General features: G+C 67.8%; 12 protein-coding genes. 6 read left to right on the top strand and 6 right to left on the bottom strand.

What is annotated here, in order from left to right; all coding sequences use genetic code 11:
• Nucleotide 1: 1 nt before the first annotated feature.
• Nucleotides 2-784, top strand: coding sequence for a hypothetical protein (locus J7643_07845; protein ID MBO9540486.1), 783 nt, complete (start codon nucleotides 2-4; stop codon nucleotides 782-784).
• Nucleotides 781-2097, top strand: coding sequence for a TolC family protein (locus tag J7643_07850; protein MBO9540487.1), 1317 nt, complete (start codon nucleotides 781-783; stop codon nucleotides 2095-2097). Before J7643_07845 ends, J7643_07850 begins: the two co-directional genes overlap by 4 nt.
• 9 nt (nucleotides 2098-2106) lie before the next feature.
• On the opposite strand, the gene J7643_07855 is transcribed toward J7643_07850, so the two are convergent.
• Complete coding sequence (locus J7643_07855; GenBank protein ID MBO9540488.1) at nucleotides 2107-3384, bottom strand: cystathionine gamma-synthase family protein; 1278 nt, start codon at nucleotides 3382-3384, stop codon at nucleotides 2107-2109.
• Between the two features lie 183 nt (nucleotides 3385-3567).
• Between J7643_07855 and J7643_07860 the strand changes: the two genes are divergently transcribed.
• Entirely contained in the window at nucleotides 3568-5085 is a 1518-nt protein-coding gene (locus tag J7643_07860) for an FAD-dependent oxidoreductase (GenBank protein MBO9540489.1), read from the top strand.
• Between the two features lie 10 nt (nucleotides 5086-5095).
• Here the strand turns inward: J7643_07860 and J7643_07865 are convergent, their stop codons facing one another.
• Nucleotides 5096-6076, bottom strand: coding sequence for a haloacid dehalogenase-like hydrolase (locus tag J7643_07865; protein ID MBO9540490.1), 981 nt, complete (start codon nucleotides 6074-6076; stop codon nucleotides 5096-5098).
• Between the two features lie 101 nt (nucleotides 6077-6177).
• On the opposite strand from J7643_07865, the gene J7643_07870 reads away from it, so the two are divergent.
• A complete protein-coding gene (locus tag J7643_07870) occupies nucleotides 6178-6693 on the top strand; it encodes a hypothetical protein (protein MBO9540491.1) in 516 nt (171 codons plus the stop codon).
• 9 nt (nucleotides 6694-6702) lie between these two features.
• On the opposite strand, the gene J7643_07875 is transcribed toward J7643_07870, so the two are convergent.
• The 3 genes from J7643_07875 to J7643_07885 form a co-directional block, all read right to left on the bottom strand.
• The gene (locus J7643_07875; protein ID MBO9540492.1) at nucleotides 6703-6879 is read right to left on the bottom strand and encodes a hypothetical protein; all 177 of its coding nucleotides are present in this window, start codon (nucleotides 6877-6879) and stop codon (nucleotides 6703-6705) included.
• 83 nt (nucleotides 6880-6962) lie between these two features.
• The gene (locus J7643_07880) at nucleotides 6963-7526 is read right to left on the bottom strand and encodes a nitroreductase (GenBank protein ID MBO9540493.1); all 564 of its coding nucleotides are present in this window, start codon (nucleotides 7524-7526) and stop codon (nucleotides 6963-6965) included.
• 106 nt (nucleotides 7527-7632) lie between these two features.
• On the bottom strand, nucleotides 7633-8244 hold the full coding sequence (locus tag J7643_07885; GenBank protein ID MBO9540494.1) for an HdeD family acid-resistance protein: 612 nt from the start codon (nucleotides 8242-8244) through the stop codon (nucleotides 7633-7635).
• A 203-nt stretch (nucleotides 8245-8447) separates the two neighbouring features.
• Here J7643_07885 and J7643_07890 point away from each other — a divergent pair, with 203 nt between their 5' ends.
• Together J7643_07890 and J7643_07895 are read left to right on the top strand one after the other, a co-directional pair.
• The gene (locus J7643_07890; GenBank protein MBO9540495.1) at nucleotides 8448-9620 is read left to right on the top strand and encodes a hypothetical protein; all 1173 of its coding nucleotides are present in this window, start codon (nucleotides 8448-8450) and stop codon (nucleotides 9618-9620) included.
• Between the two features lie 14 nt (nucleotides 9621-9634).
• Complete coding sequence (locus J7643_07895; protein ID MBO9540496.1) at nucleotides 9635-9994, top strand: DUF1304 domain-containing protein; 360 nt, start codon at nucleotides 9635-9637, stop codon at nucleotides 9992-9994.
• A gap of 2 nt (nucleotides 9995-9996) precedes the next feature.
• Here the strand turns inward: J7643_07895 and topA are convergent, their stop codons facing one another.
• The gene (gene topA, locus J7643_07900; GenBank protein ID MBO9540497.1) at nucleotides 9997-12084 is read right to left on the bottom strand and encodes a type I DNA topoisomerase; all 2088 of its coding nucleotides are present in this window, start codon (nucleotides 12082-12084) and stop codon (nucleotides 9997-9999) included.
• Nucleotides 12085-12155: the final 71 nt, after the last annotated feature.

A 12155-nucleotide genomic window follows, 5' to 3' on the forward strand; every position in this document is an offset into this window, starting at 1 on the left:
CATGGCATCGATTCAGACGCGGGGCCTGCGGGCCCTTTCGATCCTCACCGTGCTTACGAGCGCCTTGGCGGCATCTCCCGCCTGCGCCGCCGAGGCGCAGGCGCCGGAGGCCGACCTGCTCGGGAACGCCTTCGGCTTGCGCTACCAGTACCGGACCTTCAACGCGGCCGAGAGCGGCAACGGGGTGGCAGGCGCCATCGACAACGGGCTCGGCTTGCGCTGGCAAGGGCGCTGGGAGAACTGGCTGTGGCGCCTCGACGGCACGCGCGATCGCGCCAACGTGCGTCTGGCGGACGGCTTCTCGCCGCTTTCGCCCGACGCGACGGTCGCAAGTCCCGAGACCTTCGAGACGAGCTTGAGCCTGGGCCGTGTCTGGCACGTCGCGGGGGCGGCGGCCTGGGCCCCATACCTCTCGCTCGATTACCGCAGCCTCCAGGCCCACAATTCCGGATCGCGCTACACGGGCACGGCGCTCGACTTCGACCAGACCTGGCTTGCGCCGGGCGTCGGCGTTGCCGCCGAGTGGGCGATTCATCCGCGGCTGGTGCTTTCGGCCGACGTGGCCTGGTACCCCGTGGCGGCGGTGACCATGGCCCAGGCGCCCGCAAACCTCACGGGGACCTGGGGCCTCAAGCCCGGCGTCTCGCTCGGCTTTGGCGTCGCCCCCGGGATCCGCCTCGAGGCGGCCTACCTGCACGACCTGTGGCGCGCCGACGGCTTTGCGCTCGATTCCGATGCGATCACCCTGGGGCTCGCGTCGCATCCGGCGGAGGTGACCCGATGAGCGCCCTGAATCGATACGCCCGCGGCGCCGTGGCGGCCTGGGTGGCGCTCGCCGTTGCTGCCCCCGCCGCCTGGGCCCAGGGCCCGGTGCAGCCCCTGACGCTCGACGAGGCGATGCGGCGGGCGATCGCGACCAGCGAACTGATCCAAGGAGCCGAGGCAAAGGCTTCGGGGGCAGCGGCCCGCGAGCAAGAGATTAAGGCCCAGAACGCGCCTACCGTTTCGGTCTCGGTGATGCCCATGCACCTGGGGATCGTGAACCCGACCTTGAAGGGGGCCCTCGATCAGTACCTGCCGGGCATGTCGCCCAACGCGCTGCACGAGACGCTGACGGTGAGCCAGGTGCTCTACGACGGCGGGCGCACGAGCGTCGGAGCGAAGGCCGCCAAGGTCGGCCAGGAGCTTGCCGCCGAGAACGTGCGTAACGCGCGCCAGACGGCGGCGTACGAGGCGGCGAATGCGTACCTTAACGTCTTGCGGGCCGAGAGCCTGCTTTCAGCAGCGAACGCGGCCCAGCGTCAGACCCAGCAGCACGTCTCGGACAGCGAGTTGCGCGAGAAGAAGGGCATCGGCTCGCGCTTCGAGTTGTTGCAGGCCAAGACTGCGCTTGCCAATGCCGAGGGAAAGGTGGTCCAGGCGCAGAACGCGGTCGAACTCTCGCGGCTCAGCCTGAGCACGGCCATGCACGAGGAGCTGGGGAATCGGCCCCTTGAAGCGGCGCCTTCGCTTGCGCCGCGCGCCGTCGAAGAGGCAGCGATCGCCGAAGGCATTGCCCGGCGTCCCGAGGTCCGCATGGCCCAGCGCCAAGAGCAGATTGAGCGCCTCGGCGCCGAGATCAAGGCTCGCGAGAAGTTGCCTGTCGCGGCGGCCCAGGGCATCGTCGTGGGGATGGGCAGCCAGGTCCCTGGCTACGCGGTGCTCGGGACGGTGAACTGGACCCTGTTCGACGGCGGCAAGACCGATGCCAAGGTCAAGCAGGGCGAGCAGAGTGCCGAGGCGGCCGCCGCCACGGTGCGGGCCTTGCAGAACGGGCTGCGCTTGGAGGTGCAGAAGGCGATCGCCGATCGCCGCGAAGCCCAGGCCCGGATCAAGGCGGCCGAAACGGGCCTTGCGACGGCGAAGGCCGGCTACGAGCTGGCGCGTGTGCGCTTCAAGGCGGGGGTCGGCAGCGGGACCGAAGCGATCGATGCGGCGACCATGGTGGCCGGCGCGCAGGCCCAGCACATCCAGGCCGTCTATGACGAGGTCGGCGCCGAGCTACGGCTGGCCAAGGCGCTCGGGATCGACTTGCGCGATCGCCTCGGCCAGCCCTGAGGAGGGGAGCTAAGCCCGCGCCGCGGCGGCGGGCATCTGGCTCGCCTGGAGCGCCTGCTCGATGTCGCGGATGAGGTCCTCAGGATTCTCGACGCCCACCGACAGGCGGATCAGCCCTTCGGTGATGCCGCAAGCGCGCTGGCTCTCGGGCGGGATGTCGCTGTGGGTCATGGTGGCCGGGTGCTCGACCAGGCTCTCGGTGCCGCCCAGGCTGACGGCGAGCTTGCACAGCTTGACGGCGTTGAGGAAGCGGAAGGCCTCGGCCTTGCCACCCTTGATCTCGAAGGAGACGATGGCGCCGGGGCCCGAGCACTGCTTGGTGTAGATGGCGTGCTGGGGCGTGCCGGGCTCCAGCAGCGTCGGGTAGAGGGTCTGCTGGACGGCCGGGTGCTGGTTCAGGTACTCGGCGATGCGCACCGCGTTGGCGGCCTGGGCCTCCATGCGGATCTTGAGGGTTTCGAGCGAGCGCATCAAGAGCCAGCACGAGAACGGGTCGGGCATGGAGCCCATGATGGTGCGGTAGGTCGAGATGGCCTCGACGACCTCCTTGGAGCCGGTCACCGCCCCTGCGATCACGTCGCTGTGGCCGCTGATGTACTTGGTGGCCGAGTACAGGATCAGGTCGGCCTCTTGGGCGAGGGGCTTCTGGAAGATGGGGCCCAGGAAGGTGTTGTCCACGAAGGTCAGGACCTTGCGCTCGGCGCTGGAGGCCCGGCGGGCGATCGCCGTGACGCCCGCGAGGTCGATCATGACGTTGGTGGGGTTCGCGGGGCTCTCGACGTAGAGGATAGCGAGGCGATCGCCGAGGGATTGCGCGAGCGCCTCCAGCTCGTCGAGGGGCAAGTCCGCCGCGAAGGGGCGGGTCTCGATGCCGAATTTGGGCAGGATGTTCTGGAACAGGAACTCGGTGCCGCCGTAGACCGGCATGCTGTAGAGCACCACGTCGCCGGGCTTGGTGTGCGCCAGCACCGAGGTGCTGATGGCGGCCATGCCGCTCGCGAAGCTCAGGGCCATCTCGGCGGAATCCCAGAGGGCGAGGCGCTCTTCGAGGATTTGAAGACCGGGATTGTTGAGGCGCGAGTAGATGAGCCCCATGGTCTGGTGGCTCTCGCGGGCTTCGAGGCCGTAGGCCCACTTGAAGTACTGCTCGCCCTCTTCGGCGGTCTTGAAGACGAAGGTCGAGGTCATGAAGATGGGTGGCTTCGCGGCGCCTTCCGAGAGGAAGGGGTTGTAGCCGTAGGTCATCATGAGGGACTCGGGGGAGATCGGGCCGGGGTTCATGGTCATGGGGCGTGATACTCCTTCGTCGTGAGAGGCAGGCGACGTCGCCGACATCGCTCTTCGTTGTATCGCATTCGGCCGCTTTATGCCACAGCGATGAAAGGCCGCCTGGCGGTTCTGTTCGCTTGTTGGGGGGATGGTGCGCATCGGCTAAGGTGAGCGGGATGGGCACGAGCCGAGGAGGGTGTGATGACCGTATCGCTCTGGGCCGCCACGACGGCTACTCCGGACTGGCCGCGGCTGGATCGCGATCTGGCGGTGGATGTGGCGATCGTCGGGGCGGGGATCGCCGGCTTGACCTGCGCCTACCTGCTTCAGCAGGCGGGGAAGACGGTCGCCGTACTTGATCGGCGGGACGTCGCCTCGGGCATGTCGTCGCGGACGACGGCCATGCTGACGCAAATCTGCGACGCCCCGCTCAGCAAGCTCGTCAAGGATTTCGACGCCGAGGTCGCCAAGACCGCCTGGGAGGCGGGCAAGACCGCCATCGACTTCATCGAGCAGGTGGTGGCGCGCGAGGGGATCGCCTGCGACTTTCGCCGGGTGCCCGCCTATCACTACGCCTCGACCGTCGAGGCCGTCTCCTTCGTCCGTGAGGAGGTGCGCCTCGCCCTCTCGCTCGGCTATCCGGCCGCCTTCACGGACGCGCTGCCCTATCCCCAGGCGAGTTTCGGCGCCTTGATCCTTCCGGAGCAAGGGCAATTCCATCCCCGGCGCTACCTGCTCGCGCTCGCCGAGCGCCTGCGCGCGCGCGGGGTGGCGATCTTCCCGCACACCGACGTTTCCCGGGTCCGGGCAGGCGAGCCCTGCCGGCTCGAGACCCCGGGCGGGACGGTGACGGCCGAGCGCGTGGTCTATACGACCCATCATCCGCTCGATAACAACCTACTGGTCTCGAAGGTCGCCGCTTACCAGACCTACGTGATCGCGCTCAAGGTGGCGCCGGGCACCTTTTCCCAGGCGCTCGCATGGGATACGGAAGACCCCTACCACTACTGGCGCCAGGCGCCTCAAGATGGGTACGACCTGGTCCTCATCGGCGGCGAGGACCACCGCACCGGGCAGGAGGCCGAGCCGGAGCGCCGTTTCGAGCGTTTGGAGGCCTACGCGCGAGAAGCCCTGGGGGATCGCTCCTACGAGCTGATGTACCGCTGGAGCGGGCAGATTCTCGACCCGGCCGATGGTCTGCCGTTCATCGGGCGAAACGGTGCGGCGAAGAACGAGTTCGTGGCGACCGGCTTTGCGGGGAACGGCATGACCTTCGGCACCTACGCTGGCATGCGTCTCACCGACCTGATCCTGGAGCGCGAGGTCCCCGCCGCCAACATCTTCAACCCCGATCGCTTCGGTCTCAAGGCGGGGGCCGTCACCTTCCTCTCCGAGAACCTCGCCTACCCGACCCATCTGGTCGAGCGCCTGAAACCCGAGCCTCAGCCCGATTTGGCGGCCTTGAGCCCCGGCGACGGCCAGATCTTCGAGCAAGACGGACAGAAGGTCGCCGTCGCCCGCGACGCGACCGGGGCGCTGCACGCCTGTAGCGCCGTCTGCACGCACCTCGGCTGCGTGGTCCACTGGAACAGCCTCGAAGCGACCTGGGATTGCCCCTGCCACGGCTCTCGCTTCGCCGTGAGCGGCGAGGTGCTCGACGGTCCTGCCCGGCACGCCCTGGCGCCGGTTTCGCTCAAGGTGCCCGAGGAGCGGGGTTGAGCGAGAGGCCTCAGGGGATAGGGGGCGCTTCGAAGGCGAAGATGCGCTTGAAGTCCCGGCGCATGCTGACGAGCTGCCACCCGTAGGCATGGGCCAGCTCGGGGAGGGTGGGGGACTCGTGCTCCCACATGGGGCGCTGGGTGTCGTAAGCGTACTCGCGCACGGCGTCGTCGTGGTTGATGAGTAGCGAGAGCGAGGGGCGGGCCGGATCCCGGGCGTAGCGCAGCATCTCGGTATCGCCGCGCGAGTTGCCGACCGCGAGGATTGGCCGGCCCCCGATCCGGGAGATGATCCGCTGGACCTTGTACGGCCCGTCGTTGAAGGGATAGCGCGTGATGTCGCAGCGGATGGGCAGGAAGTAGCCCTCTTGCTCGCGCACCGTGTAATCGATCTCGGTGCCGATGACGTCGTTGGGCGGGATGCGGTAGCACTGCCAGCTCACCGCCCGCAGGAAGTCGAGGCCGCCGCCGCTCACGATGAGCGGGCGGAAGGCGTGGGCCCGCAGGAAATCGAGCAGTTCGAGCTGCGGCTGGTAGGTCAAGGCGTTGAAGGGGACTCCGAAGCGGGGATGGAGGTCGGTCGCGAAGAAGGTGCAGACCTCGCGCTCGAACTCGGCCTGGGTCAGCCCCGCGTTGATCCGGGCGATGTGCTCGACGATTTCGGTCATGTGCATCGCTTCGAGGGTGCCGGACGTGGCGTCGAGCAGCTTTCGGTACGGCGCCTGGTTTCGAAGGGTCGGATGGTCTTGGACCTTCCAGCGCGCCTGCTCGGCCAGGAAGAAGCCTTGCACGTAGGCGGGCTGCTCGCACCAGAGGGTGCCGTCGTTGTCGAAGACGGCGATCCGCTCTTCGGGCGGGACGAAGCCCGCGCCGCCCTCGGTGGTCACGGCCTCGACGAAGCGCAGGATGGCGTCTCGGGCCGCCCCAGTGTTCCAGGACGGCAGCACGTCGTCGTGGCCCAGGGCCGGGTCCTGCTTGGGTCGTGCTCGCATGGCGTCACTTCCTCGAATGAGCCGGTGGTGGCGCGTCCCTTCTCATGCCACAATGAAGGGCTGTCGCGTATCGGCCAAGATTCAAGCTGGAGTTGTAGAGAATGACCAAGCACGTCGCGACCCTCGCGGTCCTCCTCGCCCTCGCCCCTGCCGCCATGGCGGCCCCTGATCCGGACAAGCGCGACTGGGAGCGCTTCTTGACCCAGGAGGTGCCGACGGAGCGTGTGCTGGCCGATTGGCTCGGCCGGGCGCCCGAGCTGGATACCGAGGGTCCCGAGGGGCGGCACTTCCTGATTCGCGATCGCGCCCCCTACGCGGGCGGCGTGGACGTGTACGCCACCGGCAAGGGCGACGTGCAGGAGGTCATCTACTACCTGGTGGAGGGGCCGCTCTACCTGGAGAGCCAGGTCAAGCGCGCGCTCACCCTCAAGAGCCCCTACACCGTCGACGACGTGGAGCGGTGGTACGGCAAGCCCTTTGAGCGGCGCGTCAGCAGCCGCAGCGGGGCCACCATCCTCACCTATCACTTCGCGGGCGATACGAAGCGTGAGCTCACCTTCTCGTCGCTGCCGGGATCCAAGTACCTGCACCGCATCGTGGTGACGCGGGGCGAGTGAGCCCCTGGCTTACTTGCCCTTGGGATGCCCTTCTTCCTTGTGGTGCTTGAGTACCGTGCGGGCTGCGACTTCCTCCTCGCGGCCCGGGTAGCGGCCCGACTTCTCGGCGGATTCCTTGATGTGCTCGTACATGCGCTCTTCCTTCGGCCCCACGCCGCGGACGGGCTCCTTTCGCTTTTCGGGCATGGCCTTTCTCCTCTCTTTCGGCATGACTCCTGGAGCCTAGCCCTTCATTCGGCGAAGGGGAAGTGGCAGGCGCTGGTGTTCGCTCAAGCGGTGTGCGTGACGACCGTCTCGACCGGGGGGCGGCGGCCTTCGCGGCGCTGGGTCTCGTAGCCGAGCTGCAAGAGGCCGACGATCCGCGTGGTCGCAGGATCGATGCCGAAGAGCGCGTAGGCCTGCGGCGTGTCGAAGCTCTTCCAGCCGCTCGCCACCTCATCGGCCCAGGCGGCCAGGAGGAAGTTCTGCACGGCGCAGCAGGTGGAGGCGTAGTCCTCGCGCTGCCGGATCTCGTCGCCTTCCTGCACGGCGTAGACCATCACCTGGAAGGGAACGGCGAGGGCCTTGGCACGGGCGGCACTGCGGGCGGAAGGCACGTCCGCCTCGCCGCCGCCTCGGGCGCGCAACTTGGCCTCGGCGCGATCGGCGAAGTAGTCCGCGAGCCGCTGCCGCATCTCGGGCCCGACCAGGACGAAGCGCCACGGATAGGTGTGCTTGTGGTTGGGGGCCCAGTTCGCGGCTTGCAGCGCGCGCTGGATGACCGCGTCGGGCACGGGGCGATCCTGGAACAGGAAGGTGGTGCGCCGCGAGGCGATCAGGTCGTGCATGTCCATGGGCGGGTCTCCTTGGTCGAGTAAATGAGAATGATTGTCACAAATTCGCGATCGAAAGGTCAAGGCGAACGCTGACGCTCGCCTTGACCTTTTGCGGCCTGGCCGCTCAGCGATGGGTTTCGCGCTCGGCCGCCTTCTCGCGGGCGCGGGCGAGCGTCCCCTCGTCGAGCATGGCGACCCGTAGCTTGTCCCCGAAGCTCCGGACCCGGAAGGAGAGGCCGATTTGCAGGCACCCGGCGATGATGGCCAGGACCCCGATGGTGGCCATCAGGGCCAGGAAGCCGATGGCCGGTCGCGTCATGGCCATGATCCCGAAGACCACCCAGGCCAAGCCGCCGAGCCCCAAGAGGATCTGGCTCGTCTGTTCGTTCTTGACCTGGAAGGCAGCGACGATCTGCGCCACGCCGCGGATGACGGCCCAGGTCGCCACCACGTAGAACAGGGTGACCCCGGCGGCCACCGGCATGGCGAAGACCGCGAGGCCTGCGATCGCGCTGACGACGCCCAGTGTCAGCATCAGCCAGCGGTGCTCACCTACCCGGTTGGCGAGCGAGCCGATGATTGTGACGATCCCGTCGGTCAGGGCGTAGGCCCCGAACAGGATGACCAGGGCCGCCGCAGTGGCGATGGGCCAGGCCATCGCGGCCACCCCCATCAGGACGGCGAGGACCCCTTGGACCATCAGGAGCCACCAGTTCTGAGTCAGGGTTGATAACATTTCAAGCCTCCTCGCTTTTTCATGCGCTTCGAGGCGCTCTTGGAGGGGCATCTTAGTCCCGCCCACGCGCCAGGCCAAGTTCGAAGCAACCCTTGTGCCGGAAAAGCAGCCAAAGGATAAGAAAGATTGCCCGACGCAAGATCCGCTTGCTGGGTACGATAATCTGGTAAGGCTTGTTAGCGCGTTGTTAATGGGTTAGGTCAATGTCCAGCATCGGAAGCACCAACAGCAACTATCAGCCGCACTGGCTCCGCAAGCGCCCTCTCGAAGAGGAGGCGTCCGAGACGGCTGGCCAGGAGCAGGGTGCTGATGCGCAACCCAAGTTGGATTCGACCGAGAGCGAACTGATCAAGAACGCGGCGACCAAGGCCGACAAACTCGTCAGCTCGGTGGTCGGCGCTCAGGTCAAGGTGGCCTCGGCCGCCGCTTCGGGGGATTCGGTCGGCGCCGTCACCGAGGCCGCCAAGGCCATGGGCGAGAAGGTCACCACCAACGACTCGCTCAAGACCGGCATCGCGAACGGTGCGACGGTGGTCGCCGGCATGACGGCCGTGGCCAACGGCGATGCTTTCGGCGCAGCGGCCGCGACCAAGGCGGTGCTCGAGAACGCCCCCCCGGCCCTGGCGCCCCTCGCCTTCGTCGCCGACGTGGTGATTCTCGCCAAGGGCGACCAGAAACTCAAGGACAAGGCCCAGGCCGCCGCCAAGGAAGTCCAGACCCTCACCTCGCCCGTCGCCTCGCCCACCAAGAAGACGCGCTCCGCCCTGAACCTCGCCACCCACGTCCAGGGCGGCATCACCCTCGGCAAGGAGCTCATCTCGGCAGCGAGCGGCGTCGGCAAGATCGCCTCGCGCTCCAAGGCCCTCGCCCCGACGGTCTCGGCCCTCGGCCGCGGCGTGGACTGGCTGATGAAGACCCCGGTCGGCAGCATTTTCAGGGGGCTGGGCAAGGCGCTGCCCTTCCTGAACGTGGCGGCACTCGCCAACTCCATCTGGATCGGCCACGACGTCTTCAAGGCCAAGGAGTCCTCGAACACCACCAAGGCGCTCGCCGTCGGCAGCATCGCCTCGAGCGCGGGCCTCTTCTTGGCGACGGTGAGCGCGCCTTTCGCCCCCTTGCTTCTGCCCATGGCCCTCGGGGGCCTGATGGTCGAGCTTTCGCTCTTCTACTCGCGCCGCAACGATCAGAACTCGGGCGACACCGACCGCAAGCTCTCGCACGCCCTCGCGCACCCGGTCGAGGGTGCCGAGATGGCCGCGCGCACGGCGATGAAGGCGATCGACTCCACCCTGGACTGGTTCGCCAAGAACCTCAAGGAAGGCGTCGATAACCTGGCCGGCCTCTTCAAGCCCAATAAGCCCTCGTCGGATGCCTAGCGCACGGAGATTGCATGGTCGCTGAGATCCTGATCGGCCTGGTCGCCGTCGAGCACCTCTTCTTCTTCATGCTCGAAGCCGTCTTCTGGAACCGGCCGCTCGGCCGCAAGGTCTTCGGCTTCACCGAGGAGTACGCGACCTCGACTGCGTCGCTTGCCGCCAACCAAGGGCTTTACAACGGCTTTCTCGCCGCCGGCCTCTGCTGGGCGCTTCTTGCCGCTGAGCCTCAGATGGCGCGCGCCCTCGCCATCTTCTTCCTGTCCTGCGTGCTGGTGGCGGGCGCCTTCGGGGCCGTCACCGTCAATCGAACCATCCTCTGGGTCCAGGGCTTGCCGGCTGCGATCGCCCTCATCGCCGTCTTCGCGGGCGTCTAGCTTTAGCCTGTCTTCTTGTTGGTGGGCGCGTTCACGATCCCGCCGCAGGAGTTCTTGCCGTCCTTGCGCCACCGGACGCAGCCGTAGCCCGTCCCCGAGGGGAAGAGGCGGGTCGGGGCCTTGCAGAGCGGGCAGGGCGGATTGTTCAGCGCCTCGGCGTCCATGATGAAGTCGCAGCTCTCGCGGTCGCGCGAGCAGCAGAGGTATTCCTTACCGTTCTTCTGGCTCGTGACGCGCCGCATGAGCGCGCCGCAGCGGTAGCACGGCGGGTTGTCGAAGAGGGCCTGGACCTCACCCTTGGCACCGCTCGTCGCTTCGCCCTTCCCCTTGCGGCCTTTGCGGGCGCCCGTCTTGGGGGCGGGGCTCTGGCGCGCGCTCTTCTGCGGCACCCCGCGCGAGGGCACGCCCGCCTGCGCTGCGGTGAGCAGCGGGGTGAAGGCTTCCCAGAAGGTGCCCAAGAAGCCACGCCAGGCATGCTTGGCTTCGGCGATGCGGTCCAGCTCGGTTTCCAGCTGGGCGGTGAAGCCCTCGTTGATGACCGGGGCGAAGTGCGTGCGTAGCTCCGTGTCGAGCTTCTCGCCGCGCGGGGTGGGGGCCAGGTACTTGCGGTCGGCCTTGGTCACGAACTCCTTGCGCAGGATCAAGGAGACCATGGAGGCGAAGGTGCTCGGGCGCCCGATGCCCTTGGCCTCCAGGTACTTGATGAGGGTCGCCTCGGTGAAGCGCTCGGGGGGCTTGCTCCAGTGCTGCTTGGGCAGCACGCGGCTGAGCATGAGGGCCTGGCCGGCCGAGAGGGCAGGCAGGGTGGTTTCCTTGGCGTCCCGGTCGTCGAGGATCGTGAGGTAGCCGCGCTGCTTGAGCACGCGGCCGCTGGCCTTGAGGGCATGCTCGCCCGCGTGGATCCAGGCCTCGGTGGCGTCGAAGACGGCCGGGCGGCACTGGCTGGCGAGGTAGACCTTGGTGATGAGCGCGTAGAGCTGGCGGGCGCGCGGCTCGATGCTGTCCGGGGGCTCCTGGCCGAGCCGGGTGGGGCGGATGCACTCGTGGGCGCCCTGGGCGCTTGCGCTCTTGGCCTTGTGGATGTTGGGCTTGCTGGGCACGATCTCGGGGCCGTGCTGCTCACGCAGGTAGGCGAGGGTTTCTTGCTGGAACTCGGGGCTGACGCTGGGTTCGTCGGTGCGGATGTAGGTGACGAGCCCCGCCTCGAAGAGGGCCTTGGCGTGGCGGGTCGTCTCGTCGGTGCCCATCTTGAGCTGGCTCGAGGCCTGCTGGAGCATGGTGCTCGTGATGAGCGGGGCGGGGGGATTGCGCTTGGCCTCCTTGCGATCGACCCGCGCGACCGCATGGGAGAGCCCGCGCAGGGCCTCGGCGATCGCCTCGGCGTCCTCACGCTTGGCGATCACCTGCTTGCGTGGGGCCTTGCCGTCCGCGTGCTTGCCCACGTACTCGGCCTCGAACATGGCGTCGGGGCCCTGCCCCGGCACGTGGTAGAAGGCGTGCACCGACCAGGACTCGGTCGGCTTGAAGGCGCGGATGGCGAGCTCGCGATCGACCACGACCCGCAGCGCCACCGACTGGACCCGCCCGGCCGAGAGGTTGGCCTCGTTCGGCAGGCGGTTGCGCACGATGGGGCTCACCTTGTAGCCGACCAGCCTATCCAGGATGCGGCGCGCCTGCTGGGCGTCGACCAGGTGCATGTCGAGGGGGCGCACTTTGGAGAAGGCGCGCTTGAGGCCCTCGCGGGTGATCTCGTGGAATTCGAGCCGCTGGACCTGCCGGGCCGGCAGGCCGATCGTCTCGGCGATGTGCCAGCCGATGGCCTCACCCTCGCGGTCCGCGTCGGAGGCCACGAAGATGTCTTCGGGCTTGTAGCGCCCCTTGAGGGCCTTGAGCTTGGCGACCACGTCCTTCTTGTCGGAGGCGTAGACGTAGGTCGGTGCGAAGTCGCGATCGAGGGCGACGCCCAGCTCCTTCTCGGGCAGGTCCCGGAAGTGCCCGACCGTCGCCACCACCTCGTAGCCCGAGCCGAGCAGCTGCCGGATGGTCTTGGCCTTGTTGGGCGATTCGACGATGATGGCGCGGCGCGACATGGCGGCTCCTTTCGAAGAGGTTCGAAATTTTGTTCGATAGCCGGTTCGATTCTACCTCCACGGCGCTCGCT

The organism is bacterium (assembly GCA_017744355.1).
In the GTDB taxonomy this organism is placed as follows: domain Bacteria; phylum Cyanobacteriota; class Sericytochromatia; order S15B-MN24; family UBA4093; genus JAGIBK01.

Excerpts from the sequence above, each read along its gene's own strand:
- J7643_07895 (MBO9540496.1), top strand. The coding sequence starts at position 9,635 with ATGGTCGCTGAGATCCTGATCGGCCTGGTCGCCGTCGAGCACCTCTTC.
- J7643_07855 (MBO9540488.1), bottom strand. The coding sequence starts at position 3,384 with ATGACCATGAACCCCGGCCCGATCTCCCCCGAGTCCCTCATGATGACC.
- J7643_07860 (MBO9540489.1), top strand. The coding sequence starts at position 3,568 with ATGACCGTATCGCTCTGGGCCGCCACGACGGCTACTCCGGACTGGCCG.
- J7643_07870 (MBO9540491.1), top strand. The coding sequence starts at position 6,178 with ATGACCAAGCACGTCGCGACCCTCGCGGTCCTCCTCGCCCTCGCCCCT.
- J7643_07865 (MBO9540490.1), bottom strand. The coding sequence starts at position 6,076 with ATGCGAGCACGACCCAAGCAGGACCCGGCCCTGGGCCACGACGACGTG.
- topA (MBO9540497.1), bottom strand. The coding sequence starts at position 12,084 with ATGTCGCGCCGCGCCATCATCGTCGAATCGCCCAACAAGGCCAAGACC.
- J7643_07885 (MBO9540494.1), bottom strand. The coding sequence starts at position 8,244 with ATGTTATCAACCCTGACTCAGAACTGGTGGCTCCTGATGGTCCAAGGG.
- J7643_07845 (MBO9540486.1), top strand. The coding sequence starts at position 2 with ATGGCATCGATTCAGACGCGGGGCCTGCGGGCCCTTTCGATCCTCACC.
- J7643_07850 (MBO9540487.1), top strand. The coding sequence starts at position 781 with ATGAGCGCCCTGAATCGATACGCCCGCGGCGCCGTGGCGGCCTGGGTG.
- J7643_07875 (MBO9540492.1), bottom strand. The coding sequence starts at position 6,879 with ATGCCCGAAAAGCGAAAGGAGCCCGTCCGCGGCGTGGGGCCGAAGGAA.
- J7643_07890 (MBO9540495.1), top strand. The coding sequence starts at position 8,448 with ATGTCCAGCATCGGAAGCACCAACAGCAACTATCAGCCGCACTGGCTC.
- J7643_07880 (MBO9540493.1), bottom strand. The coding sequence starts at position 7,526 with ATGGACATGCACGACCTGATCGCCTCGCGGCGCACCACCTTCCTGTTC.